This is a genomic window from Treponema maltophilum ATCC 51939, assembly GCF_000413055.1.
GTDB classification, from domain to species: domain Bacteria; phylum Spirochaetota; class Spirochaetia; order Treponematales; family Treponemataceae; genus Treponema_C; species Treponema_C maltophilum.
Window position 1 is genome coordinate 329,110 of sequence record NZ_KE332518.1, and the last position, 26,325, is coordinate 355,434.

At 47.3% G+C, this 26,325-nt stretch carries 24 protein-coding genes and 2 tRNA genes; 11 read left to right on the plus strand and 15 right to left on the minus strand.

Annotation, left to right across the window (positions count from 1 at the left end):
- Window positions 1-16: 16 nt before the first annotated feature.
- Window positions 17-2,254, minus strand: a complete 2,238-nt coding sequence (locus tag HMPREF9194_RS01530; RefSeq protein ID WP_016524602.1) for an ATP-binding cassette domain-containing protein — start codon at window positions 2,252-2,254, stop codon at window positions 17-19.
- Between the two features lie 45 nt (window positions 2,255-2,299).
- On the opposite strand from HMPREF9194_RS01530, the gene HMPREF9194_RS01535 reads away from it, so the two are divergent.
- Both HMPREF9194_RS01535 and HMPREF9194_RS01540 read left to right on the plus strand, forming a co-directional pair.
- Window positions 2,300-3,013, plus strand: a complete 714-nt coding sequence (locus tag HMPREF9194_RS01535) for a purine-nucleoside phosphorylase (protein WP_016524603.1) — start codon at window positions 2,300-2,302, stop codon at window positions 3,011-3,013.
- A gap of 31 nt (window positions 3,014-3,044) precedes the next feature.
- Entirely contained in the window at window positions 3,045-3,317 is a 273-nt protein-coding gene (locus HMPREF9194_RS01540; protein ID WP_040846451.1) for a BrnA antitoxin family protein, read from the plus strand.
- A 37-nt stretch (window positions 3,318-3,354) separates the two neighbouring features.
- Here HMPREF9194_RS01540 and HMPREF9194_RS01545 read toward each other — a convergent pair whose 3' ends face one another.
- Both HMPREF9194_RS01545 and HMPREF9194_RS01550 read right to left on the minus strand, forming a co-directional pair.
- Window positions 3,355-4,530 carry a pyridoxal phosphate-dependent aminotransferase gene (locus HMPREF9194_RS01545; RefSeq protein WP_016524605.1) on the minus strand — a complete coding sequence of 392 codons (1,176 nt, stop codon included), beginning with the start codon at window positions 4,528-4,530 and terminating at the stop codon, window positions 3,355-3,357.
- Between the two features lies 1 nt (window position 4,531).
- Window positions 4,532-5,017, minus strand: a complete 486-nt coding sequence (locus HMPREF9194_RS01550) for an Lrp/AsnC family transcriptional regulator (RefSeq protein WP_016524606.1) — start codon at window positions 5,015-5,017, stop codon at window positions 4,532-4,534.
- Window positions 5,018-5,130: 113 nt separating this feature from the next.
- On the opposite strand from HMPREF9194_RS01550, the gene rpsD reads away from it, so the two are divergent.
- The 3 genes from rpsD to HMPREF9194_RS01565 all read left to right on the plus strand — a co-directional run bounded on the left by rpsD (window position 5,131) and on the right by HMPREF9194_RS01565 (window position 9,197).
- The gene (gene rpsD / locus HMPREF9194_RS01555) at window positions 5,131-5,751 is read left to right on the plus strand and encodes a 30S ribosomal protein S4 (protein WP_016524607.1); all 621 of its coding nucleotides are present in this window, start codon (window positions 5,131-5,133) and stop codon (window positions 5,749-5,751) included.
- Between the two features lie 76 nt (window positions 5,752-5,827).
- A complete protein-coding gene (gene pdxA / locus HMPREF9194_RS01560; RefSeq protein ID WP_016524608.1) occupies window positions 5,828-6,847 on the plus strand; it encodes a 4-hydroxythreonine-4-phosphate dehydrogenase PdxA in 1,020 nt (339 codons plus the stop codon).
- A gap of 73 nt (window positions 6,848-6,920) precedes the next feature.
- On the plus strand, window positions 6,921-9,197 hold the full coding sequence (locus HMPREF9194_RS01565; protein ID WP_016524609.1) for an NAD(P)/FAD-dependent oxidoreductase: 2,277 nt from the start codon (window positions 6,921-6,923) through the stop codon (window positions 9,195-9,197).
- Here the strand turns inward: HMPREF9194_RS01565 and aat are convergent.
- From aat to HMPREF9194_RS01625, 12 genes are all read right to left on the minus strand, one after another.
- Window positions 9,176-9,919, minus strand: coding sequence for a leucyl/phenylalanyl-tRNA--protein transferase (aat, locus tag HMPREF9194_RS01570; protein WP_016524610.1), 744 nt, complete (start codon window positions 9,917-9,919; stop codon window positions 9,176-9,178). The genes HMPREF9194_RS01565 and aat overlap by 22 nt on opposite strands.
- Entirely contained in the window at window positions 9,916-12,303 is a 2,388-nt protein-coding gene (gene clpA / locus HMPREF9194_RS01575) for an ATP-dependent Clp protease ATP-binding subunit ClpA (RefSeq protein ID WP_016524611.1), read from the minus strand. Before clpA ends, aat begins: the two co-directional genes overlap by 4 nt.
- 14 nt (window positions 12,304-12,317) lie before the next feature.
- Window positions 12,318-12,626 carry an ATP-dependent Clp protease adaptor ClpS gene (locus tag HMPREF9194_RS01580; protein WP_016524612.1) on the minus strand — a complete coding sequence of 103 codons (309 nt, stop codon included), beginning with the start codon at window positions 12,624-12,626 and terminating at the stop codon, window positions 12,318-12,320.
- Window positions 12,627-12,714: 88 nt separating this feature from the next.
- Window positions 12,715-13,752, minus strand: a complete 1,038-nt coding sequence (locus HMPREF9194_RS01585; RefSeq protein ID WP_016524613.1) for a LacI family DNA-binding transcriptional regulator — start codon at window positions 13,750-13,752, stop codon at window positions 12,715-12,717.
- Between the two features lie 129 nt (window positions 13,753-13,881).
- Entirely contained in the window at window positions 13,882-15,219 is a 1,338-nt protein-coding gene (gene xylA, locus HMPREF9194_RS01590) for a xylose isomerase (RefSeq protein WP_016524614.1), read from the minus strand.
- 155 nt (window positions 15,220-15,374) lie between these two features.
- Window positions 15,375-16,859: a xylulokinase gene (gene xylB / locus HMPREF9194_RS01595; protein WP_016524615.1), complete on the minus strand. Its 1,485-nt coding sequence runs from the start codon at window positions 16,857-16,859 to the stop codon at window positions 15,375-15,377.
- Between the two features lie 26 nt (window positions 16,860-16,885).
- Entirely contained in the window at window positions 16,886-18,070 is a 1,185-nt protein-coding gene (mmsB, locus tag HMPREF9194_RS01600) for a multiple monosaccharide ABC transporter permease (RefSeq protein WP_016524616.1), read from the minus strand.
- A complete protein-coding gene (locus HMPREF9194_RS01605; protein WP_016524617.1) occupies window positions 18,063-19,610 on the minus strand; it encodes a sugar ABC transporter ATP-binding protein in 1,548 nt (515 codons plus the stop codon). The genes mmsB and HMPREF9194_RS01605 overlap by 8 nt, the downstream gene beginning before the upstream one ends.
- 139 nt (window positions 19,611-19,749) lie before the next feature.
- A complete protein-coding gene (gene chvE, locus HMPREF9194_RS01610; protein ID WP_016524618.1) occupies window positions 19,750-20,826 on the minus strand; it encodes a multiple monosaccharide ABC transporter substrate-binding protein in 1,077 nt (358 codons plus the stop codon).
- Window positions 20,827-20,939: 113 nt separating this feature from the next.
- Window positions 20,940-22,127 (minus strand): mannitol dehydrogenase family protein, encoded by a 1,188-nt coding sequence (locus HMPREF9194_RS01615; protein ID WP_016524619.1) that lies wholly within the window; start codon window positions 22,125-22,127, stop codon window positions 20,940-20,942.
- Window positions 22,124-23,320, minus strand: a complete 1,197-nt coding sequence (locus HMPREF9194_RS01620) for a carbohydrate kinase family protein (RefSeq protein WP_016524620.1) — start codon at window positions 23,318-23,320, stop codon at window positions 22,124-22,126. The genes HMPREF9194_RS01615 and HMPREF9194_RS01620 overlap by 4 nt, the downstream gene beginning before the upstream one ends.
- A 10-nt stretch (window positions 23,321-23,330) precedes the next feature.
- A complete protein-coding gene (locus HMPREF9194_RS01625; RefSeq protein ID WP_016524621.1) occupies window positions 23,331-24,410 on the minus strand; it encodes a Gfo/Idh/MocA family protein in 1,080 nt (359 codons plus the stop codon).
- A gap of 237 nt (window positions 24,411-24,647) precedes the next feature.
- Between HMPREF9194_RS01625 and HMPREF9194_RS01630 the strand changes: the two genes are divergently transcribed.
- The 6 genes from HMPREF9194_RS01630 (at window position 24,648) to rplK (ending at window position 26,325) form a co-directional block, all read left to right on the plus strand.
- A tRNA-Thr gene (locus HMPREF9194_RS01630) sits at window positions 24,648-24,720 on the plus strand.
- A gap of 34 nt (window positions 24,721-24,754) precedes the next feature.
- Window positions 24,755-24,931, plus strand: coding sequence for a 50S ribosomal protein L33 (gene rpmG / locus HMPREF9194_RS01635; protein WP_016524622.1), 177 nt, complete (start codon window positions 24,755-24,757; stop codon window positions 24,929-24,931).
- Between the two features lie 32 nt (window positions 24,932-24,963).
- A tRNA-Trp gene (locus tag HMPREF9194_RS01640) sits at window positions 24,964-25,036 on the plus strand.
- Between the two features lie 30 nt (window positions 25,037-25,066).
- Complete coding sequence (secE, locus tag HMPREF9194_RS01645; protein ID WP_016524623.1) at window positions 25,067-25,243, plus strand: preprotein translocase subunit SecE; 177 nt, start codon at window positions 25,067-25,069, stop codon at window positions 25,241-25,243.
- Window positions 25,244-25,251: 8 nt separating this feature from the next.
- Window positions 25,252-25,809, plus strand: coding sequence for a transcription termination/antitermination protein NusG (gene nusG, locus HMPREF9194_RS01650; RefSeq protein ID WP_016524624.1), 558 nt, complete (start codon window positions 25,252-25,254; stop codon window positions 25,807-25,809).
- 84 nt (window positions 25,810-25,893) lie between these two features.
- Window positions 25,894-26,325 (plus strand): 50S ribosomal protein L11, encoded by a 432-nt coding sequence (rplK, locus tag HMPREF9194_RS01655; protein WP_016524625.1) that lies wholly within the window; start codon window positions 25,894-25,896, stop codon window positions 26,323-26,325.

The following is a 26,325-nucleotide window of genomic DNA, read 5'->3' on the forward strand; positions in this document are numbered from 1 at the left end:
CCAGTGTGCAAAAAATCTAAAAACGGCGCGCTTCGAGCGTTTCGGCAAAGGCTTCGGCACGGCGCAGCGTTTGTACGATAAGCGGTACAAAAAGGGGCAATAAAGCGCGCAGACTGCGGAACACTCCGCGCTTTTTTTTAAGGCCGCCGCGGATAAGCTGGATTTTTATTATTTGCGAAGCTTCTTCGGCCAAAACGGGTATAAAGCGGAACACGAGTGCAAAGGTTAGAGAAACGTATTTTGTCTTTATGCCGATTTTATCCAAGGGCGAAAGAGTCTTTTTTAAGCCGTCGAGCAATTCGCTTCTGTTTGCCGAATACATAAAGCCGCTTAAAAACGGTAACGCGGCCGTTACATGCAGCACGGTGCGCGTCGCCAAGTCAAGCTTTGACGGCGTAATGCTGAAATGCCGCCATGCAAAAAACACCGCTTCGCCCGGTGCGGTCGGGAACAGTAAAAACTGAAACAGGGCAAACACGGCAAGATACGGCAAAAACTTTAAAAATATCAGCGCAAGCTTTGCAAACGAAAAACGCGAAAGCGCGCAGTACGCAAGGGCGCAAAGGGTTGCGGCTGCGAGCAGGCGGATGTTCTGCACGCACAGAGATGTGATAAAGAACGGCAAAAAAAGCGCGATTTTTACAAGCGGCGTCATGCGATGCAAAACGCTTGCGCGCTTTTCATATATGCCTGCCGATGTGCGGCGCAAAGAATCCAAAAGAGCGGTATCGGCAAGCGGTACCGGCTGCAAAGCATTTTTATGCAGCGGATTTGTGCCCGCAGTTGCGTCGACACCCGTATTTACGGTGTCCGCGTTTCCGGGGCCCGCTTTTCCGGTACCCGCGCGCAAAACGTCCAAGTCGGCGATGACATCGGCAAAGGCCGCTTCTTCCGGACGGTGCGTTGAAAAGACGACGGTTTTACCCTGTGCCGCAAGATCCGCCATCATGTTCAGCACTTGCACGCACGAAGGCCGGTCAAGCCCCGCGGTCGGTTCGTCGAAAAGGTAGACTTCCCGCTCCAAAACGGCAATGCCGGCAAGGGCGAGCTTTCTTCTTTCGCCGCCCGAAAGCGTGTATATTTTCCGATCGGCGAACAAATCGAAGGGAAGGGCGCACAGGTTCATGGCGCACCGTACCTTATCGCGCAGAGATTGAACGTCCGCCGAGTTGTTTTGCAAATCGTTTCGCAAGCCGAAGGCAACGTCGTCGGCAGCGAATTCTTCAAAGAGGGCGCTTTCGCTTTCCTGCAGTGCAAGTACCGGTGTTCCGCGTGCGTACACGGTGCCGGTTTCCGGTTTTAAAAGGCCGGAAGCAAGTTCGAAGAGCGTCGATTTTCCCGAACCCGATGCGCCGACAAGAGCCGTCAGTTTTCCTTTATAAAAGTCGAACGAAAAATCGGCAAACACGGGATTTTCCTTTGTATAGGCAAAATCGACTTTGGAAAACGAGAGGGCGGGAAGATCCGCCGATTCGATTCGCGCGCTTTTGCAGTCGTCTCGGGCTTTCGGTTTTTCCGCAGGATGCGCCGCGTGCCTTTCCGCGCGCCGTACGAGCGGCGGAAACAGCTTTTTTATAATCGCGTTTGCGCCGTTTTGCAAAGATTTTGTCGGGCCGTCGAATACCGCGCGTCCGTCGTCCAAAACGATAACGCGTTCGGCTTTGAGCGCTTCGTCAAGGTCGTGCGTAACATGAATGATTGTCGAACCGGCCGCGTGCCGTTCGTCAAGAAAATCGAGGATGCTTTGCCGTGAAAGCGGATCGATCATCGATGTCGCTTCGTCCAAAATAAGCACGGAAGGGTGCAGCGCCAAAATGCCGGCAAGGGCAAGCTTTTGCTTTTGGCCCGGCGAAAGGGATGAGGTTTTTGCATCGCGCACTGCCGAAAGCCCCGTCAGACTCAGGCATTCGGCGCAGCGTTTTTCGACTTCGCCGGGTACGGCTCCGATGTTTTCCGGACCGAAGGCCGTATCGGCGGCGACGGTTTCGGCAACGATTTGGTCGCGCGGCGATTGAAAGACGATTCCGGCGCCCGTGCATGAGGCCGTTTCGCCGCCGGCTTCAATCGATGCGCTTCCCTGCGTACACGGTAAAAATCCCGCCAAAATGCGCGCGAGCGTACTTTTGCCCGATCCGTTCGCACCCAGCAAGGCGACATATTCGCCCCTGTTCACCGTGAACGACACGTCGTCCAAAGCGCGGATACCGCGGTCGGGATACACAAAACTTACATGTTCGGCGCGCACTTGAATCATGTTTTCAGTATACACATTTCGGTTTTTTAGTGCTATAATGGCCGTATGGCAACACCTCATAACAGCGCCGCAAAAGGCGACATAGCACCGACCGTCCTTTTTCCCGGCGATCCGCTTCGTGCCCAATACGTGGCGGAGCACTATTTTAAAAATCCGCGTCAGGTAACGGGCGTGCGTAATGTACTCGGCTTTACGGGCACTTGGCAGGGCAAAAAAGTAAGCGTTATGGCTTCGGGTATGGGCGGACCTTCCGCGGGCATTTATGCGTACGAATTATACACGTGGTACGGCGCGGAGCGTATTATCCGCATCGGAACGGCCGGCGGTTTGCAGCCCTTTTTAAAGCTCGGCGATTTGGTTTTGGCGATGAGCGCGTCTACCGATTCGAACTATGCGTACCAATTCAACCTTCCGGGCACTTTTAATCCCTGTGCCGATTTCGACTTGCTCAAAAAAGCGGCGGACGCAGCATCGAGCAGGGGCTTCCGTTATCATGCCGGAGCGGTATTTTCTTCGGATATGTTTTCCGATTATAACGCTTTAGGCAGCAAAGAATCGTGGCAGGGCTGGTCGGCAATGGGTTGTTTGGTGCAGGACATGGAAACCTATGCGCTCTATTGTACGGCGGCGCGCTTGGGCAAAAAAGCGCTGTCGATTCTTACGCATACGGATTCCTGCGTAACGGGCAAGGGCTTGCCCAAATCGAAGCGCATGAGCGCCCTCGAGCCCATGTTTGAAACGGCGCTTGCTTGCGTGTGAGTCGAAAAGGGACTGTATTATGATAAAATCAATGACTGTTACGGAAGCAAAGTACAATTTAACAAAAGAAAGAATTGAACAGCTGAAAGCTCTGAACGATGAACCCGTGGGTACTTCCGATATTCCCGAATTAACGGAAGTCGACTTTATGCAAATGTATCGTCCCGTCAAACAGCCTTTATCGATCAGACTGGACGCCGATGTTATTTTATGGCTTAAGTCTTACGGAAAGGGGTATCAAAGCCGCATAAATGCTATTTTGCGGGAGGCGATGAATACAGAGCAAAACATGCATGCTTTGTAAATGTACTGAGCGCGGGACAGCGTTTTCCGCTTTTCGTTTATCTTTTATATTCCTGTACCATTTCGCCGATGCGGCGCAGGGCTTCTTTTATCTTTGCGATGTCCGTCGCGTAGCAGCAGCGGATAAATCCTTCGCCGCATGCACCGAACACCGAGCCGGGCACAACGGCCACTTGGTGCTTTTCGATCAATTCGGTTGCGAATTCCTCGGACGTTAAGCCCGTAAAGCGGATGTCCGGGAACATGTAAAAAGCGCCTTCCGGTTCGGTAACCGAAAGTCCCATATCGCGAAAAGCTTTGTACATAAGATTGCGCCGCTGCTGGTAGGACAGCCGCATTTTTTCAACTTCGTCCATACCCGAACGCAGCCCTTCGAGCGCTCCGTACTGGCTCATAATCGGTGCGCAAATCGACGAATATTGGTGCAGTTTGTGGATTTGTTCCATTAAGTCGCTCGGGCAGCACAAAAAGCCGATTCTCCAGCCGGTCATCGCAAAGGATTTTGAAAATCCGTTTAAAATAACGCTGTATGCCTTCATGCCCGGAAACGAACCGATCGAACAATGTTTGTGATTGTCGTAGGTCAATTCACAGTACACTTCGTCCGACAGTACCCAAATGCGGTGCTTTTTTACCGTTTCGGCAATTTTTTTCAATTCGGCTTCGGGTATCATGCGGCCGGTCGGATTGCTCGGCGAACAGAGCATAAGCGCCTTTGTTTTCGGCGTAATCGCTTTTTCTATGGCTTCGGCTGTCGGATAAAAGTCCGTTTTGCTCGTATCCAAATGGATGAGCTTTACGCCGCACAGAGCCGCAAGCGGCTGATAGGACACGTAACAGGGTTCGCAGATAATGATTTCATCGCCCGGATTTAAAATTGCACGCAACACCGCGTCAACCGCTTCGGATACACCGACCGTAATCAATATTTCGTTTTTGCTGCTGTAGTGCAGGTTATACTTTGTTAAATAGGAAGAAACCGCATCGCGCAGTTCTTTTAAGCCCCAGTTTGACGTATACGAAGTGTGTCCCTGCTCCAAGTGATAAAAGGCTTCTTCGCGGATAATCCACGGCGTGGCAAAGTCCGGCTCGCCGACGCCCAGCGAAATAATGTCGTCGCGGCCGATAATCAAATCGAAAAATTTGCGGATCCCCGACGGAGGAATGCCGCGCATAAGATATGAAAAGCGGTCTTCTCTCGTGTTTTGTTCCATACTAAGCGGTTACCCCTTCGCGTCCGTCGGTTTTTCCGCTTACATAGACGACGTCATTTTCTTTATAGGTCTTTAAAATAAAGTGCGTTTTTGTACTCCGCACGCCTTCGAGCGCCGACAATTTGCGCGCAACGAAAAATGCAACGTCCTGCAAACTTTCGCCTTCGATAATCACTTTTAAATCGTAGCTGCCGCTCATAAGGTAGAGCGCGCGCACTTGCGGAAAGCGGTAAATGCGCTCGGCGATTGCATCGAAGCCGTGTTCGCGTTCGGGCGTTACCTGAATCTCTATTTCGGCGCGCACCGAAGCGCCTTCGCCGTTTATTTTTTCCGGATTTACGATGGCCGCATATTTTAAAATAACGCCCTCGTCTTCAAGTTTTTTTATGATTGAACGCACTTCGTCGGGCGTTTTTTTTGTCATCACGGCGATATCGTCGGCCGACAGACGCGCATTCGCGCGCAGCAAATTCAAAATTTCTTCCATATCGCCACAATACCGATTTTACCCGATTTATGCAATATGCTTATCAAAATCAGTCTTGACAAAAAAAAAGCATTTCCGTATAATAATTACTCTATCTTTTTACGAGGTGAAACATGGCGATTAGACAGCCTAAAGGAAAAACAGTCAGACGGCTCGGCATAAACATTTACGGAAATCCCAAGTACGATAAACTTTTAAGCCGCAAGCCGAACGGTCCCGGAAAAGAACGCGGCATGAAAAAACGGGGCAAAATGTCTGTTTACGGCGAACAGTTGAAGGAAAAACAAAAATTCAGATTTGCGTACGGCATTTCGGAACGTCAATTCAGAAACTTGTTTAGAAAAGCGAACAGACTGCACGGCGTTACAAGCGATAACATGATTTCATTGATGGAACAGCGCTTGGACAATACGATTTATCGCATGGGTTTTGCCGTCAGCCGTGCTCAGGCAAGACAAATGGTTTCACACGCATACTTTCTTATAAACGGTAAATCCGTAAACATTCCCTCGATGTGCGTGAGCGTAAACGACGTTATTACGACGAAAGACAAAAAAGGCATTCAAAATCTTATCAGGCATAATTTGACGGTTAATCAGGGCGCAAGGGGTTCGTGGCTTTCCATAGACAACGAAGCTTTGTCGGCGACGGTTACCGTGCTTCCCGCGGCTTCCGATGTGCAGCCGGTCGGACACATTCAGAGTGTCGTTGAATATTACTCGCGCAACGCATAAGCGCCGCTTGTCGTATCGTTGAACATTGTAAAAACCGGTTTCGGCCGGTTTTTTTTATGTCGGAGGCGGAAAATTCATGGACGGACAGTCTGCGCAAAAGCCCCTTATAGCCGTTCCCATAGGAGATCCTGCGGGAATCGGGCCGGAAATAGTCGCAAAAGCCTTTGCCGACGAACAAACACAAAAATCGGCGCGCTGTCTTGCGGTCGGTGACCGCGCAGTGATGGAACGGGCGCTGCGCGTTACAAAAAGCGATCTGCGCATTCACGCCGTACAAAAAGCCGAAGACGGCATCTACGAGCGCGGCGTATTGAATGTGCTGAATATCGACAATATCGATCAAGCGCGCTTTGCATACGGCAAGGTTGACGGCATGTGCGGAAGGGCCGCATACGAATATATTGCAAAAAGCGTCGAACTTGCCTTGCAAAAAAAAGTTGCCGCCGTCGCCACAACGCCGATAAATAAAGAATCGCTTAAAGCCGGCGGCGTAAACTTTATCGGCCACACCGAAATTTTTGCTTCTCTTACAAATACGAAAGATCCGCTTACGATGTTTCAAGTGCGCAATTTGCGGATTTTCTTTTTGACGCGCCACGTTTCGCTTCGGCAAGCCTGCGATATGGTAAAAAAAGAGCGCATCAAAGATTACGTTAAACGCTGCCGGGCAATGCTCAAAACCTTGGGCGTTGTGGCCGGCACTATGGCCGTTGCGGGTTTAAATCCGCATTCGGGCGAACACGGCCTTTTCGGCAGCGAAGAAGTAACCGAAGTGGCGCCTGCCGTCCGCGAATTGGCCGAAGAAGGCTTGCCGGTGTGCGGCCCCGTCGGTGCCGATTCGGTATTCCATTTGGCTTTGCAGGGAAAATTCAACAGCGTACTGTCGCTGTATCACGATCAGGGGCACATAGCCGCAAAAACGTTCGACTTTGAGCGCACCGTTTCGATAACCGGCGGTATGAGTATTTTGCGCACGTCGGTCGATCACGGCACCGCCTTCGATATTGCCGGCACGGGACAGGCAAGTGCCGTCAGCATGATTGAAGCGATCCGTTTGGCCGCCCTCTATTCACCTTCTTTTACCGCAAAAACTTGACAGTTCCGAAAATCGGTTCTATACTGACGCATACCATAAAATATATTTTTATCTACATTACAAGAGGACGAACATGCACACAGACTCTCAAATTCAACATCTTGTTGACGGCTACGGTAATTGGGTTCAACAAGGGGGTGAAAACAAGGCCGGTTCATGCGCCTTTATGACGAAAAACCTGTATCCGTATTCCGCCGTTTTTTCACCGATTCAAGTAAACCGCATGATGATTAAAAACCGTGTGGTTATGGCGCCGATGGGAAACCTTAATATGGCCGAAGAAACGGGCCGTCCGAACGCCAAAATGCTTCAGTACTTTTTTGCGCGCGCAAAAGGCGGCTGCGGCTTATTGACTACGGGGCTTATTCCGATAAGTCACGGCATAGACCCGACGGTAACCGAGTTGGGTAAACTGAGTACCTTCCCGCGCATAGACCGCACGCGTACCGTTATGGCCGGCTGGCGCGACTTGGCGCAGGGCGTTCACGCTTTCGGGAGCCGCATTTTCGTTCAATTTACGCCGGGCTTGGGAAGAGTCGGACCGCCCATGTGCGTACTGACTCAAACGAAATTTCCCAAGTCGGCATCGTTGAATCCGAACTTTTATCTTCCCGCCGTTCCGTGTTTTCCGCTGACGGATGTTCAGCTCGATAAAATCGTTAAAAATTGCGGCCAAGCGGCCGCCGATGCAAAGGCTTGTCTGCTCGACGGCGTGTACCTGCACGGTCACGAAGGCTATTTGCTCGAACAAATGACGAACCGCGCATTCAACAGAAGAGTGCTGGGCAAATACGCCGACCCGCAGCGCTTCGGAATCGAACTGGTTAAATCGATCAGAAAACGCGCCGGAGACCGTTATCCCATCATGTACCGCATCGATTTGTCGCTTGCGTTGAATGAAACGTACGGCGCCGACATGAAAAAGATTTCTTCGCTTAAAAAGTTTACCAAGGGACGCTCCGTTCAGGAAACGCTTGCGTACATGGAAAACCTCGTAAAGGCCGGCGTCGATATGTTCGACGTCGATTTGGGCTGTTACGATAACTGGTGGCTGCCTCACCCGCCGTCGGGAATGCCCTCCGGCTGCTTTTTGGAAGTGTCGGAAATCGTTAAAAAGCATTTTAAGGAAAAGGGTATTCTTTCCAATGCGGGCGTGCCCGTGCCGATTGTTGCGGTCGGAAAACTCGGCTATCCCGATATTGCCGAACAGGCGCTGCGCGATGGAAAGTGCGATATGGTTATGCTCGGTCGGCCGCTTTTGGCGGACGAAAACTGGTGCAATAAAGCTTACGCCGGCGATGTTGAAAAAATACGCCCCTGCATCGGCTGTCAGGAAGGGTGCATAAACGAATTTATAGAAGGCGGGCACCCGCAGTGCGCCGTCAACCCCCGCACGGGCTTTGAAGACGTGTTCCCGTTGGCCGAGCCGAAAACCGATGAAGTGAAAAAAATAGGCGTTATCGGCGGAGGTCCTGCGGGTATTGTGTTTGCACTGACGGCGGCCCGGCGCGGTCATACCGTCGATTTAATTGAAAGTTCGGGCGCCCTCGGCGGAAGAATCGTTCCCGGCTGTATGCCGAAAATCAAATACGACATACGCAATTACCTCGACTATCTTAAAAACGAAGTGCGGGAAGCCGAAAAACTGCCGAACTTTAAATTGCGCCTTAATCAAACGGCGACGCTGCCCTGGCTTAAAGAACAAAAATACGACGCCCTTGTGTGTGCCTACGGAACAAAGGACATAACGCCGCGTTTTGAAGGCACCGATTCGGTAAAAACCGTGCAAGCCGTAGAACTGCTTGTAAAGCCCGAACTTGCATCAGGTGCGAAAAAAATCGCCGTTATCGGCGGCGGAGTTGTCGGCTGCGAAACCGCTTATTGGCTCGCATACGAACTGGGAAAAGACGTTTCCGTTGTGGAAATGCTGCCGCACATGATGGAAGGAACCTGCACGGCAAACCGCGGCCATTTGCTCTATTATATGAAAAAAGCGAATATCCGCTTGCTTAACTGCGCGAAAGTCGTTTCGTTCGGGAAAAATATCGTCAACATCGTAAAGAATGTTTCGAAGGGCGTGCCCGATCCGTACAATACGTGGGAACCGATTTTGCCGCCGAATATTGCAAATCCCTTTGCAAAAAAGATAGACGAAAACAAAACCGCTCCGCTCAGTCTTGAAGCCGATTTGGTTGTACTTGCGATGGGCGGTAAGGCGGATGAAAGCTTCTTTTTTGAAATTCAAAAAGAACGCGTTGCCAAGGAAGCGTACAATATCGGTGACAGTCACGCCGCCGGCAGAGTGCTTGAAGCAACCCGCGCCGCATATCACCTTGCATTGAGAATATAAGCTTCTTTTAGATTTGCTTGCAAGGGCGTGTGCAAATACGATTTTTCCAAACGCAAAAAGGCGTCGCGGCTTATGTTTTTACCGCCGAAGCGGGCAATGTGGTCGGTGTACACTTGGGAATCTATAAGTTTGCCGCCGCACGCACCGAATGCGCGCACAAAGCGTACGAAAGCGCATTTTGACGCATCCGGCACAAAGCTGAACATGGATTCGCCGAAAAAGACTTGCCCGAGGAGCACACCGTAAAAACCGCCTGCAAGGCTTCCGTTTTGCCATGTTTCAAACGAATGGGCAAAGCCCAGCCGGTGGAATTCGGCGTAGGAATCGATCATTGCGTCCGTTATCCACGTGCCGTCCTGTTCGGGCCGCTTTAACGCGGCGCAGGCTTTTATTACCTCGAAGAAGTTTTTATCCATGGTGTAGGTAAAGCCGCTTTTGTTTGTTTTTATTGCGCGGTCGAGCCGCGAAGGAACGTGAAAATCCTGCGGCAAAAGCACAAAACGCGGGTCGGGCGACCACCACAGTATCGGTTCGTCTTTGCCGTACCAGGGGAATATTCCCTGCCGGTAGGCCGAAAGAAGCATGCCCGGCGATAAATTCCCGCCGCTCCCGACTATGTCGGTACCGCTCTTTTGCGGATCGGGGAACTGAAACCACGAATCGACGGAAAAATACGGAAAATCCGGATCGCTTCCGTTGTGCGGGGCGGAATTGCCGCTCATGCGCTTTGTCCGTCCGGCTGCTTTTCGGTTTTTTTTGCGGAAGAAGTGCGGCGTGCTTTTTTGAACGAAAGCGTTATGCCGCCGTCTTTTTCGGATACGGTAACGCTTCCTCCGTTCGACAAAGAACCGAACAGAATTTCATCTACCAAGGGAGCGGCGAGCCGTTCGTCTATTGTGCGGCTTATGTTGCGCGCACCGAATTCCTGCGAATAGCCTTCTTCGGCCAAGCGGGCGAGTGCTTCCGGTTTTACGCGCAGCGCAACTTTTTTCTCGGCAAGGCGCTCGGCAAGTTTTGCCGTTTCTTTTTTTACGATGTCTTCGATAACCGCCTTGCTTAAATGGGCGAAAGGAATAACCGCATCCAAACGATTGCGGAATTCGGGGCTGAAAGTGCGTTCCACTGCTTCCTGTACGGCGCTTTCGCTTCGGCTGCGCTCCCCGAAGCCGATAAAGGATTTGTTGATGTTTTCCGCGCCGGCGTTGCTTGTCATTATTAAAACCGTATTGCGGAAGTCGGCGCTTCGTCCCTGATTGTCGGTAAGCGAAGCGTAATCCATAACTTGCAGCAAAATATTGTAAATGTCGCCGTGCGCCTTTTCCAGTTCATCGAGCAAAAGAACGGCGTGCGGTTCTTTGCGCACGGCCGCCGTTAAAAGTCCGCCCTCTTCAAATCCGACATAGCCGGGCGGCGAGCCTATAAGGCGGCTGACCGTGTGCTTTTCCTGATACTCGCTCATGTCGAAGCGCAAAAGCTTTACGCCCATGCGTTCGGCGAGGGATTTTGCAAGTTCGGTTTTGCCGACACCCGTGGGGCCCGCAAACAAAAAACAGCCGACGGGTTTGTCGGGGTTACCGAATCCGGCCCGCGCTCTTTTTATCGCTTTTGCAACGGCGTCTATCGCGTCGTCCTGCCCGAAAATATTGCGCTTTAAATCGTCGGCCAAGGTGCGCAGCCTTTCTTTTTCGTTGTTGTTTACGCTGTGCTCGGGGATGCGCGCAATGCGGGCGACGGTTTTTTCGATCAGGGTGGTGCCGACTTTTACGGGCGCCGAATCGGATAAACCTTCGCTTCCGCAAGGCTTTGAATTGCTTCCGGGCTTTGCGTGCAGACGCAGCCAAGAGCCTGTTTCATCGATAACGTCGATCGCTTTGTCGGGCAAGCGCCGTTCGTTTATGTACGCCGCCGAAAGGTCGACGGCCGCTTCAAGCGCTTCTTTCGAATAAATGACGTTGTGGTAGGCTTCGTATTTTTTACTTACGCCCTGCAAAATACGCACGGCTTCGTCGCGCGAGGGTTCCGCAATATCGATTTTTTGAAAACGGCGGGCAAGCGCGCGGTCTTTTTCGAACAAACGCGAATATTCTTCGAAAGTGGTCGAGCCTATGCAGCGTATTTTTCCCGTCGTCAAAACGGGTTTTAAAAGATTCGACGCGTCCAAACTGCCGCCGGAAACCGAACCCGCCCCGATAATCGTATGAATTTCATCTATAAATAAGATCGCTTTTTCTTTCTTTAAAAGCTCATCGGTAAGTTTTTTTATGCGTTCTTCAAAATCGCCGCGGTACTTTGTTCCCGCTACGAGGGCTCCCATATCGAGGCTGAATATTTCAAAATCCCGAAGTAAATCGGGAACCTGCTTTTTTGCGATGCGGACCGCCAAGCCTTCGGTAATTGCGGTTTTTCCGACGCCGGCATCTCCGACGTGCAGCGGATTGTTCTTTACTCTGCGGCACAACACCTGCATGGTTCTTTCCAGTTCGTCTTCTCTGCCGATCAATTCTTCAAGACCGCCTTTTGCGGCTTCGGCGGTAAGGTTGCGCGCATAACGTTCCAAAGCCGTTTTTTTACGCGGCTGCTCTTCGGCTTCTTCGGAGTCGCTTCTGTCCGCGGCGGGAGCTTGAGCCGGCTGCGAGTGAGCGTTTTGCCCCTGAACGTTTTGAATAAAGCCGTCGCCGTCGGCATACGAGTTTACATAGCCGATCGTTTCCAAAAGTGCAAGGCGCGACAGGCCCGCTTTTTTTAAATAGAAGGAACAGTGATTTTTTTGCTCATCGAGCAGGCTGACCAGCACGTCGGTGAGTTCCACGGTCGTTTTATCGGCCGACGCGCACTGCATGACGGCACGCCCCATCACCGATTGGTAGCCCAGCGTTTCTATCGGTTCGCTTCCCGTTCCCTGCGGTATTTTTTCGGCAAAATACTGTTCAAGATCTTTGCGTATAAAACCGGGATCCGTTCCGCACAACAGTAAAATATTGAGGACGCAATCGTCTTCAAGGGCCGCATAGAGCACGTGTTCCGGAGTAAGAAATTCGTGTTTTGCGCGCTTTGCCGCGGCAAAAGCCCGTTTCAATACGGCTTGCAATTTAGGACCTATTTTCAATTATATTCTCCCCACTATACTCTCTCCATCGCACACTGAAGCGGGAAGCCGTTTTTCCGCGCCGCCTGTATCGTTGCGGATGTACGGGTTGCCGCTATGTCGTATACGTATATGCCGACGACAGCCGAGCCGCTCGTATGCACTTTTTCCATAAGTGTTACGGCTTCTTCCGGCGTTTTTCGGAATATGCGAACCAAAACTTCGGTAACGAATTCTTTTGTCGTATAATCGTCGTTGAGTAAAATCACCTTGTATTCGGGCGGCTCGTCGGCAAAAACCTTTTCGCCCGCTGCAAGGCCCGCTTCGTTAACGCTCAAGTCCATCTGTTCCGTCCATACTATCAGTATAACATATTTTATGACGATTTCAAATTTAGTAAAGAATTTGCCGAAAGGCAAGGGGAAAACGAGTTTATATATTTTCTCTGATTTTTATAATCGTAGAAGTTATATAATCGTCCGGTTTGCCTTTTTTTTCATCCATCAAATACGAAAATAATTTTGAAACAGCCATATATCCTTGCTGCTCGGGTTCTTGACAAATCGTAAAGTCAATAAAGCCTTCTTTTACCAAATATTTTATAGCAGGCATATCATCAAATGATAAGATATAAGGTTTTTTTCTGGAGCCGCTTTTTTTGCACCACAAACGAACGGCTTTGCAAACCTCTTCAACTCCTGCAGCAGCTATAAATATGCAATTTGTCTCCGGATATTTTTCTAAAGCTGTTAGTGTTTCCTTATATGCACATTCGCCGTCATCCAATGATTCAAATGTCCCTAAAACCGTATAAGTAGAGTGTCTGTCTTTTAACCCCTGAATAAAGCCTTTAATACGTTCGTTATGCCCTCGGACATGAAAAGAACCCGTAATAATTAGAATTCGTAATTGGGTCTTTGTTAAAAGAGATATCATACCTGCAACTGTATGACCTTCATTTACATAATCCGGTCCTACATAGCACAATCGTTCGGTATCCGGAATATCCGTATTTACACTGATAACCGGAAGTCCCTTATCGATAAGGTTTTGTATTGTATATTGAATTTCAGGTATATCCATTGTTGCAATACATAATCCGGAAAGATTCATGGAAGCTAAATTCTCAATCGTGTGAATATGAGTGGAAATATCAAAACCTTTTATATGTTCTATGTGCAAGGATACTCCGAAATCACTTAATTCTTTTTCTGCCCGGCGGAATCCGGCAATAATATCATCAAAAAAAGGATTCCCTATATCTGGAAGCAAACAGCCAAACAGCATTGGCTGTTTACGTGCAGCAAGGATTTTGCCGGCCCTATTCGGTACAAATCCCAATTCATCGGCGATACGACGAACTTTTTGTGCTACTTTGGAATTTACACCGGCACGGCTATGTAATACACGATCTACTGTGCCGCGCGAAACACCTGCTGCAACCGCTATATCTTTTATGGTAACCGACACCGTTTTTTCCTTGTAAAATAGTAAGGGAAACGCCAAGTAAAGGTTTTCACAAACTTTTAGCGACGCTTCCCTCAGTAAGTATAGCGTTTTTATCGGGATATGTAAATCTTTAATTCTCCGCCCTCATCCTCAATTATTAAAAATAACTTCATTGAGGATGTTTTCACATAATTCTTGCTTGCCCGAGGCGGGGCGAACGGACTCATAGGACTGAGCAAGCGAGGCGAGCTGTTCGAGCGTCATCTTACCCGATGCAAAGTCGGCACCTTTTCCGCCGGCAAAAGACGCATACCGTTCTTTAAGCATGGCATCGAGCCGGCCGTCTTCAATAAGGGCGGCGGCTTTTTCCAATCCTAATGCCAGCATATCCATACCGCCGATATGTGCGATAAATAAGTCTTCCGGGGCGGTTGAGTTGCGCCGTCTTTTTGCATCGAAGTTGAATCCGCCGGTCTTAAAACCACCCATACGTAAAAGTACCCGCATCGCCAAGGTCGTTTCGTATATATTTGTGGGAAACTGATCCGTATCCCAGCCGTTCCTTGCATCGCCGCGGTTGGCATCGATGGAACCGAGCATACCCGCATCGGCACATACCGATAATTCATGGTAAAAGTCGTGTCCGGCAAGTTCTGCGTGATTTGCTTCTATGTTTAGCTTAAAATCCTTTTCCAAACCATAGGCACGCAAAAAACCAATCTCCGTTTCCGCATCGAAGTCGTATTGATGTTTGGTCGGTTCCATCGGTTTCGGTTCAATGTAAAAACAGCCGGTAAAACCCTGCTTACGCGCATAGTCGCGCGCCATGATTAAAAAGCGGGCAAGGTGTTCTTTTTCGGCTTTCATGTCGGTATTCAACAGCGACATATAACCTTCGCGTCCGCCCCAAAAGGTGTAGCCTTGTCCGCCGAGCTTTATCGTTGCATCTATGGCACACTTTATTTGTGCTGCCGCATGCGCTACGATATCGAATTGCGGATTTGTCGCAGCTCCATTCATGTAGCGCGGGTTGCTGAACAGGTTTGCCGTTCCCCATAAGAGTTTTACGCCGGTTTCTCTTTGCCGCTCGGCAAGACCGTCGGTAATCTTTATAAGATTTTTTTCACTTTCGGCCGGAGTTGCTCCTTCGGGGCTGACGTCCCTGTCATGAAAGCAGTAGTACGGGGCGCCTATCTTTGTGATAAACTCAAAGGCCGCATCGGCTTTGTTTTCGGCATTCGTCATTGCGTCTTTGCTGCTGTTCCACGGAAACTGCATTGTCCCCATACCGAATTGATCTTCTCCTGCAGCGCAAAAAGAATGCCAGTAGGCTATTGCAAAACGCAAATGCTCTTTCATCGGCTTACCTAAAACGATTTTATTTTCATCGTAGTATTTGAATGCCAAAGGGTTTTTGGATTGGTTCCCCTCAAACGTTATTTTACCGATACCGGGGAAGTATTCGGTGCTCCCTTTAAAATATGACATATAAACCTCCTATAATATATAAGTCTGCAACGCAAACTCGGAATGCAGAACAACGATATGATGATAAACGGTGTTCTGCATCGCCCTTCTGATTGAATACCGGCGGTTTTTTACCGCTGCTTCCAACTCGAATGCAACCATTCTATACCGTTTATCTATTCATATAAAACTTTTATGCCGTCCAAAAGTCCCCTGTAGTCGGCGTAAGCTTTTTCGTATTCGCCTGCCGAGTTTCCCGGCACGGCCGACTTTGTCTTATCCGATTGAATGTGTTCGCTGCACAGTTCTTTTATCCGTTCCGCACCTCCGCCTTCAAGGCACCACAGCGCCTGTACGGCCGCTCCCAATGCGGCAGCTTCTTCCGATGCGGGAACTGTAATCGGCACATTCATAATATCCGCGGCAATTTGCCTCCATAGCGGGCTTTTCGAGCCTCCTCCGATAAGCCGTATTTTTTTCGGTTCAAAGCCCAGTTTTTTAAAGGTGTCCAAGCCGCCTTTAAGGGCAAACACCGCGCTTTCCATTGCCGCACGGCAGATGTTTTCCCTGCTTGTATTTGTCATTGTAAGGCCGTTAATGCTTGCCCTGCCGTTCGGCAAATTCGGCGTCCGCTCTCCGTTAAAGAACGGCAGTATCCGCACTCCCTGACAACCCGGTTGTGCCTTTGATGCAAGGGAATCGAATTCGCTTATCGATAAACCGAACAGAGAGCGGATTTGTTCGGTTGCAACCGTACAGTTCATTGTGCACAAAAGAGGAAGCCAGCCGCCTGTAGACGAGCAAAAACCCGACAAACCGTGCAGCGGGTCGGCAATGGATTTGTCCGAATACGCGTACAGCGTTCCCGAGGTTCCCATACTCATCGTTAAAAAGCCGTCGCTGACAGTACCCGTGCCGATCGCCCCCATCATATTGTCGCCTCCGCCCGATGATACGGGAATCCCTTCAGGAATTCCGAGCAATTCGGCGGCTTTTTTACTTACCGTTCCCGCTTTTTTATCCGAAGCGATAAGGGGTGCAAGCAAATCGTATAAATTTTTATCTATAAGCGAGCACAGTTTACTTGACCATGCGCGTTTTGCAGGATTAAAAAGGGCTGTTCCCGATGCATCTCCCGCTTCCGCAACGTAGTTTCCGGTTAATATGTAATTGATGTAATCGTGGGGGAGCATAATATAGCGCAGTTTTTTCCACTGTTCGGGGTAATGCCTTTTAAACCACAGTATCTTCGGCGCGGTAAAACCCGGCAGCATAAGGTTGCCGGCTTCTTGCAGCACCGCATCTGCCCCGCCGGCTTTTTCGGTTAAAAGGCGGCATTCTTCGGCGGTAGAAGTGTCGTTCCACAGTTTTACGTTGTAAAGCGCTTGTCCGTCTTTATCAAGGGGAACAAAACCGTGCTGTTGTCCCGACACACCGACGGCTTGTACGCGCTTGCGCAATTCACACGGAAGCTTTTCAAAGGCGTTTTTTAATGCTTCATCGTACCATTGTGTTTTTTGTTCCCGCGTTCCGTCATCTTCGGAAATCAGGTCCAAAGCACAGGATGCTTGTGCGGCGATATGTTTTTGATCGCAGTCATATAAAACCGCTTTTAGGCTTTGCGTCCCCAAATCAATACCGGCAACTATGCAGTCTTTCATTGTTTCCCTTGTGTCCGATTTATAAATTAAACCGATCCTTTTTCTCTGCGTTTAGACAGTACGTCAAATGCAACAGCCGCTAAGAGAACAAGCCCTTTTACGACTTTTTGCCAGTTTGAATCTATCCCTAAAATAGACATACCGTTATTTAATACTCCCATAAAAATAGCTCCGACAACTGCTCCGCCGACGGTTCCCGTTCCACCGTATGCGGAAGCGCCGCCGATAAAACACGAACCGATAGCATCCAGTTCATAGTTTATGCCGGCTGTGGGAGCTGCCGAATTAAATCGACCGACACAAACTAAAGCGGCGAGAGCTGAAAGAAAACCCATGTTTACATATACGAAGAATAAAGCTTTGTTCGTATCGATGCCGGACAGTTTTGCCGCACGTTCATTACCACCCATTGCATACAAATATCTGCCGGGTACCGTATTTTGCGTAATATACGTATAAACTAGAACAACAAAAGTTAAAAGAATTAAAATAACCGGAATCCCCTTATGCCGGCCGAGCAATGTTGCTAAAAATATTACCATTGAGGAGATAAGAATGATGCGTATAAGGAAGATTCCGATGTTTTCAACGGAATATGCTTTTCGTCTTTTTTGTATACGTTGTATAATTTCTTTTATAGTAAAAATGAGACAACATAAAATTGCCGTTCCGACTGTCACGTTGAATATCAGTGTCTTGTCTTTTATCCCCGGAATAAATCCCGTAAAATATCGTAGATAACTTTCCGGAAAAGGAGATAGAGTTAAGCCATTAAGAATGATTAACGCTACTCCTCTCCATAAAAGCATTCCCGCCAATGTTACAATAAACGCAGGTATGCGTATGTAGGCGATCCAAAATCCGTGCCAAGCACCGATTGCAATACCGGTGAATAAACATAATATCATGACTATATAAATATTCCAGTGTAGGATAATAATCAAATAAGCCGCTAAAGCACCGACAAGGGCGACAATAGATCCGACAGATAAGTCTATGTTTCCACCGCTTAAAATACAAAGAAGCATTCCTGTTGCCAGGATGACAACATAAGAGTTTTGGCTGATAATATTCGAAATATTTGTCGGAGCAAATAAAGAGCCGCTGCCTACTGCGCTGATAAGCAGATGAAATAAAATCATCAGGGCGATAAGTGCTATAAACATAGTATTCTTTTTGAGCATAGTTTTAATAGCGAAGGTATTAAACATAATTTGTATTCTCCTTTTCCGTTTGAACGATGCAAGCCATTATCGCTTCCTGTGAAGCTTTTGCTCGCGGAATTTCTCCCACGATTTTTCCTTCATTCATTACGTAGATTCTGTCACACATTCCTAAAATTTCCGGTAATTCCGAAGAAATCATAAGGATGGATTTCCCTTCTGCAACAAGTTGATTTATTATGCAATAAATTTCATACTTTGCACCTACGTCTATACCGCGGGTCGGCTCGTCCAATATGAGTATGTCAGGTTCGGCAAATATCCATTTTCCGAGTAAAACCTTTTGTTGATTTCCTCCTGATAAATTGATTGTGAACTGATCTATGCTTGTACATTTTGTTTTAAGTTTTTTTACGCATTCCCGGGCGGCGGCGTGCTCTTCGTCGGCTTGTATAATATTGTGGCGGCATACCTTATGTAGGTTTGCCAAAGTTGTGTTCTTATAAATATTCGTGTGTAAAATAAGCCCGTTTCCTTTTCGATCTTCGGTTACATAGGCTATCCCATGCTTTATAGCATCTTTTACCGTTTTGAGATAAATTTCCTTTCCATTCAAAAAAATATGTCCACGAATATTTGCACCATATGAACGTCCGAACAAGCTCATGGCAAACTCCGTTCGTCCTGCCCCCATCAAGCCGCTTATGCCGACAACTTCACCTTTGCGTAAGTTAATGTTTATGTTTTCACAAACATTCCGTCCCGCATAAAGGGGGTGCTCAACGTTCCAGTCTTTTACCTCGAAGAGAATATTACCTATGGGAGTTTGCCGCAGAGGAAATTGTTCCGATAGATTTCTGCCGACCATTGCATTGATTATTATTTCTTCACCGCAGTAATCTGTTCTTTTATCAAGAGTTGTTATCACGGAACCGTCTCTGATAACGGTTATTTTATCTGCGACAAAAGATACCTCATTTAATTTATGTGAGATAATAATTGAAGTTATGTTTTTCTTCTTGAGTTCAAGTAATAGATTCAATAATTTGCGTGAATCCGTTTCATTTAAAGATGCTGTAGGTTCATCAAGAATAAGCAAGACAATATTTTTTGACAATGCTTTGGCAATTTCGACTAATTGTTGTTTCCCGACTCCTATGTCTTTAATTAACGTATGAGGAGATTCGTACAAACCTACGGTTTGCAACAAAGTATCGGCTTGTGCATATGTTTTATCCCAGTCTATCTTAAGAGAACATCCCCTTTCGTTACCTAAAAAAATATTTTCAGCAATACTTAGGTAGGGTACAAGAGCCAATTCCTGATGGATAACGGCAATTCCTTTTTGTTCGCTGTCTTTTACCGAATGAAAGGTACAGAGTTCGGATTCATATATTATATCACCGGTATAGGTTCCGTAAGGGTAAATCCCGCTTAAAATATTTATTAACGTGGATTTCCCGGCGCCGTTTTCCCCTACGATAGCATGAATTTCTCCCCGTGTAATTTTTAAATTAACATCGTTAAGTGCCTTAATGCCGGAAAAAGTTTTTGTAACGTTTCTTGCCTCAAGCAGTGTTTGATCCAAAACACCCTCCGTTTGTTTTATACGGTTATAGCGCAATGTAGGAGCAGTGGGGATGTTTCAAAAGTTTGTTACTTTTTCGCCATCCCCGACGAGTTTAAAATTAAGTCGTTGTACAGCCCCATCCCTTCAAACAATCAACTCAGTTTTTTAACTGTGCTTCGGTATAGTAGCCGCTTTCAATCAATAATTTTTTATAATTGTCGACGGTTGCAAAAACCGGCTCACACAGGTAAGAAGGAATAATTCCGGTACCGTTATTGTATGTTTTGGTATCATTAATTGGCGGTTGCGTTCCTTTTACCAATGCGTTAATCATCTCGACTGCTTTTGCTGCCAACGTCCTGGTATCTTTAAATACCGACATGCTTTGATACCCCTTAATCATATTTTTCACGGAAGTGATATCGCAGTCCTGTCCTGTAAGCAGCGGGAAGTTTTCTTTCGTGTATCCGGCTGCAACTAATGCGTTTGTAATGCCTTGAGCAACTGAATCATTTGACGATAAAACCGCGTGCAGTTTTGTACCATTAGGACCGTAACCATATGCGCTAATTAAGTTTTCCATTCTTTTTTGCGCTTCTTCCGTTGACCAATTGGGTGTGGCAACTTGAGCTCTTTCTGTTTGTCCCGAACGTACAATTAGTTTTCCTTTTTTTATGTATGGGTTTAATACATCCATCGCTCCGGGGAAAAAGAAATTTACATTGTTGTCATCAGGGGAACCTGTGAACAGTTCAATATATACGGGCTCTTTGATCGAATCCAATTTAAGTGCGTCGCGCAGATATGTTCCTTGAAATTGACCAACTTTATAATTGTCGAATGTTGCGTAATAACGTACGGCATCGCTGTTCATAATAAGCCGGTCATACGCTATAATCGGTATACCGTTTTCTTTTGCCGTTTTTAAGACTTCCGTCAGGGCAGAGCCGTCAATCGAAGCAATAACGATAACTTTACAATTTTTAGTCAGCATATTTTCAATTTGTGATGCCTGTACGGCAATATCGTTATTTGCATATTGTAAGTCAACTTTATATCCCGACTTTTCCAATAGCATTTTGATGTTGTCACCATCCTGACTCCACCTTTGAACCTCTTTTGTCGGCATAGAAACCCCTATTCTAATGCTTCCCGTTTCGTCTTTGCTTCCGTTTGCAAATAACATACTTGCTGTCAGCAATACAGTAACGATAATACTCCAGGTACGCTTCATTATAAGCCTCCTTTACAGCGTTTATCCGTGCTCGAGCACGGTTTTAATTATTATATAATCGTTTTAGCCTGCTGTCAAGAAAAAAGTCGAGGAATTTTAGTGCTCGTTTTTATTCAGTCTAATAAAGGCATAAACTTGACATTGATCCGTTCGTACAAGTCTAAAGGCAATCCGCTTTTTTCCCAACAACTGGCAAAATAAACTTTTTGCTCGAATTTCGTTTCATTAAGTAAATTTAAGAATAATCGATCGGGTTCATATAATTTTCCGTCAGGGCCTTCGCAACAAAAAGAAAATGCCGATATATATGCTTCCCTCAATAAACTCCAATCCAATCCCCGTTCCTCGGCGGCAAGAATGCCTCCAAAGAACCGATCGTCAAAACGTAATTTCCGTGCCAAGTCCTTCCCGACTCTGAATACGGTATCACCAAGAGAGTAGTTACAAAACCGGAACAATAAGTCATCAATATAAGTTTTTAAGGAACTCCGATCAAATACTTTCGGATACATTGAAACTAGAATATCCATCGCTTGTATCATCGTTAGGCGCACTTGTTCTTTAATTGAAGAATCGGCCAATACCTGAGCGATTAATCGCGTGTTTTTGTTTTTCCGAAATCCTAAATAAGCAGTACAAGCATGTCCCATGTTATGAACGAACAGTTTTCTGTCTACATATGCGCAGATAGGACTGACGGGGTGTAACTGCTTAACCGAGGGAATCCGATTGATAAAACCGTCACGATCAACGATAAGCTCATCATACGGTTCCGCACGGAGTGCCGACAAAGATGCGGAATCCTGAATCGGAACCATCTTCCCGATACTTGTTTCTACAAGACCGATATACGAATCAAACGGAAAATTCGGAGCAAAAAGCGGTTTTAGAAGATCCGTTACAAACTGTTTGCCGTGATGGATATTTTCAGCAAGAATGATGTCCAAAGGGGCATCAGGTCGAACCGCAAATCGATCCGAGATCGCCTTTGCAAGAGGTTCGGCAATATGAGGCCAGACATTCTTACCTACAGATACTCCCAATATATCCGCATCGGTAATTGCGACAGACACGGCAAGAGAATCGTTCGCATTAATTGCAGAAACCCCTCTTACATCAATTTCTTTTGTTTCTCCATAAAATACGGTCTCAACCGTATAGCTGCCGTTATTTTGAAGATACTTAATTAATGTTTGATCTATATCTATGAATATTACCCTATAGCCATTTGCTGCAAAAACTTGACCTATGAACGATCGACCGATATTTCCCCCTCCCCATTGTACAAACTGACCGTTCATGGCAGGATCTCTTGTTCATGGTAGTATGATTTTACAATCGGCTCTAGGAGCCGAAGTTTTTCGCCCGGGAAATTTTCATAAAACATTCCTCCGTAATACGTAAGAGTGAGTCCGCCCGAAGATGCTCCCCATGCACAAATATCTTTCATCGAAATCGGCTTAGCTATCATTCCGGTTTCATGGTTCCGGCATTTTGCTATCGCGACTAAGACTCCTCCCAAAAAATTATCACCGCATCCGGTTGTATCTTTACGCAAACTGGGGTTCGCCTCAATGATTCGATCAATATATTTGCTGACAGGGAACTGTGAAACAGGCAGCGCTTCAATTTGTTTGCCTGAAGACCATACAATCATCGGCAATGAACCGCGGGTAATAATAAATGCTCCTACCCCAAAGTCTATTAGTTTTTTGACGGCAGTATCGATTTTTTCCGTTCCGGTCAGACGTAATGCCTCTTTTTCATCTGCAACGAGTAAGTCAATGTATGAATATGAAGGTTTGCTCCCCAGCGGCCATTTGCCGTTCGGGTTCTTCTTTTCATTACGAAAGTCAAATACGGTACCCACCACGGTAAACGTTCCTTTCTCCTTCGCTTTATGCAATACGGCAAATAAATCGTCATGAAGTCGGGGTACCAGCGCCGTTCCGCCTAAAAGCAAAATATCACAGTTAAAAAAATCGTCAGGAAGATCTTTTGCCGCGAAATCCCAAGCGGCTCCGATTGTATTGACAAATAATCGTTCTCCTTTCCCTTCTTTTCGGGAAGGATCATCGAACACCTCTGTTGTAGGAGTTAAGCGATTCTCAACAGGTTTAAAAGAATAGTGTAATGGTGTAGTCGAAAGAGCCTTCCGTATTAATGTTGCTCGTTCATCATCACCGATTGCTCCGTAAAATGAAACTTCCGCATTTTCTGAAGCAAGTACTTGAGCTGCATGAATTAAAGCTACGACAGCAGGTCCGCCGATGTTTTCTTTATCGGCCGCTCTTCCCGCCGATAGAGTTTTAATAATATCAAAATGCGTTTTCCCGGTATAAGATTCAAGGTCTTCACTGAAAACAAGCCCCCCCTCGATTAATCCCCCATCCCCTCTGTTTTTACTCCAAAAAGGAGCAAATCTTTCATCATCATACCTGCAATTCAAGTAAATTGAATCAACCAGACAACATCCCGCACCGTGAATCTTCATACGATTCCTCCTAATCAGTGAAAGAAGATATTTTCTGGAGAGTTCCTCCTTCCCGTGCGGAACGGTGCGAGGCTACAATCATTTCCATATTATGAAGTGCTTCTTTGCCGTCTTGCGGCTTCTTTTCGGCAATTGAACGGGCGTGTTCGGAAATCTGTTCCATGTAAATATCGTTGATATGCTCCGGAACATGGTGTTGTTCAACTCCGTCAACCTGAGAAATAAGTTCCACTCGAGCAGGTTCATCCTTATACCCAGACAATTGAAAAAGAGTCGCATTTCCGTATAAGGCACCTCTTGTTCCCCATACAGTGTATCCGTGCGAGCGGAATAGGGTATTTTCGGGACCTCGATATTCATCAAAGGCTACATGTACCGTACCGGAACGCCCACTCTCCGTAGTAAACCTTATAATTGCACCGTCCTCGACAGCGATAGGCATATGCTTGGGAAGATAGACGCATTGCAGGCTCTGTATTATCTCGCCTGTAAGGAACTCGGCCATATACAAGCAATGGCTTCCTACATCTCCGATTGGCCCTCCGAGTTCTTCGGGATCGGCACAGCGCCACGAGCGAATTTCCGAGTCGGAAAATCCGCTCGGATACTCCATATGCAAAGCTAAATTCCGCCAATCTCCTATGAATCCGTTTCGGATCATATCTCGCGCCAATATATTAAAACAATTCTTCGTCATCATGTGATTTATTCCCAAACTTAGGCCGCGTAAACGTGCTTCTTCTACCAGTTTGACCACTTCTTCAAGATTTGTCCCGGCAGGTTTTTCCAAAAATACATGCTTACCGGATTTAAATGCCTGTTGAGCGAATTCTGCATGGGTTTTATTGTTTGTTGAAACAACAACCGCGTCGATCGAAGGATCGTTTATAAAATCCGAAAAATTGTTCTTCCATATTAAGCCCAATTGCTCTACGGCCGCTCTCTTAGCAGGATTTCTATTATATACCGTCACAAGACTGGCATAAGGATTCCCTGAAAACCGCGAAGTATCTAATCCAAATCCTTCTTTAGCTATTCTGGTTTCGGCAATCTGGCCAAAACCTATGATTCCGTATTTGACTTTCTTCATAGCACGTTCTCCTCTCTTTACGCGGAGGTATTGCACCTGTTTTGTTCCGTGCTCGAGCACGGTTTTGTTGTATTATAAGCCTGACGGGACGAATTGTCAACGTTTAAATTTTAAAAATTCCCCGTTTTATTATTGACAAAAGGTTCCGACTTCTATATAGTTATAGGACATCTCGTTTCGACCCGGCGGTTCGGGCGGGATAGGCTGTGCCCGATCGGCGCTGCCGAATTAGTGCAGGCCTCTGTAGCTCAGTCGGCAGAGCGCAACCATGGTAAGGTTGAGGTCAGCGGTTCGATCCCGCTCGGAGGCTGATTCCTCGGGGAGTCGTGTAAGGAGAATGTCAAATGGCAAAAAAAGCAAAATCGGCGGTTGAAATTATTGCACTGCAATGCTCGGAATGCAAACGCAGGAATTATACTACGTATAAAAACCGTAAAAACATTCAGGGTAAGCTGGAAAAAAGCAAGTATTGCCCGTTTTGCCGCAAACATATTCTTCATAAGGAAACGAAAGTCAAATAACGACTCTGCGGGGGCGGCTGTGTGCCGTGCTTAGGCCAGTAACTCCAATGGTAGAGTGTCGGTCTCCAAAACCGAATGCTGAGGGTTCGAGTCCTTCCTGGCCTGTATCTTAATAAATAGCGGGGACTGGTGTATATGAAGATCGTCCAGTTTTTTAAAGAATCCGTTGCCGAGCTGAAAAAGGTTGTGTGGCCGACGCGCGAAGACGTTATTTCATCGGTAAAGGTCGTATTGATTTCCACTGTGATCGTAGCCCTTTTTCTCGGGGCCTTGGATATGTTGTTCACAGCCGGTTTCAATTTTGTGTTTTAGGTATATTGATGGCAAAGGGATGGTATATCCTTCATACCTATTCGGGGTATGAGGGTAAAATAGAGCGGACTATCCGTTCTATGGTTGAAAACGGCGACCTCTCCTCTGATGTGATTTTGGACGTAAAAGTTCCGGTTGAAGACGTTGTGGAAGTCCGCGACGGGAAAAAGCGGACGGTGTCGAAAAAGTTTTTGCCCGGCTACATTATGATAGAACTCGATTTGCCTGATTTGGGCTGGAAGCCGATTTGTTCGGCGATTCGGCGCATACAGGGTGTAACGGGTTTTGTCGGTACGAACAGCACCGTGCGCCCGCGCCCTATTTCCAACGATGAAGCCGTCGCTTTGCTGCAAAAGTCGGGCGAAATAAAGGGCGAAAAAACCGCCCGCGTAAAACAAACGTTTGCGGTCGGCGAGCAGGTTAAAATTATCGACGGGCCGTTTATTTCTTTTTCCGGTTCAATCGAAGAAGTCAATTTGGAAAAAAACAAACTGCGCGTTACGGTCGGTATTTTCGGTCGGGCCACTCCCGTTGAAGTTGATCTTACTCAAGTAGAAAAAATATAAGGAATTCCCGTTTTGGGAGGAAGGCGCGTCGCGTTTTCCGTTAGGCGGGTGAAAATCCCGCCGCACCAATATAAGGAGAAATAGATGGCAAAGAAAAAGGTAACGGCCGTTATTAAGCTGCAGTGTCCCGCCGGAAAGGCGACTCCCGCGCCGCCCGTAGGCCCCGCTTTGGGACCGCACGGCGTGAGCGCCCCGCAGTTCGTTCAGCAGTTTAACGACCGTACGAAAACGATGGAGCCGGGATTGGTTATTCCGGTTATTATTACCGTTTTTCAGGACAAATCGTTTACATTTGTTTTGAAAACGCCGCCTGCCGCCGTACTTATTAAAAAGGCTGCGGGTATCGAAAAAGGTTCGGGCAACCCTTTGAAAGACAAGGTTGCAAAACTTTCGCAAGCGAAGCTTGAGGAAATTGCAAAGACGAAAATGCCCGACATCAACGCAAACGATATTGAAGCGGCGAAAAAAATCATTGCCGGTACTGCGCGCAGTATGGGTGTAGAGGTGGAGCGGTAA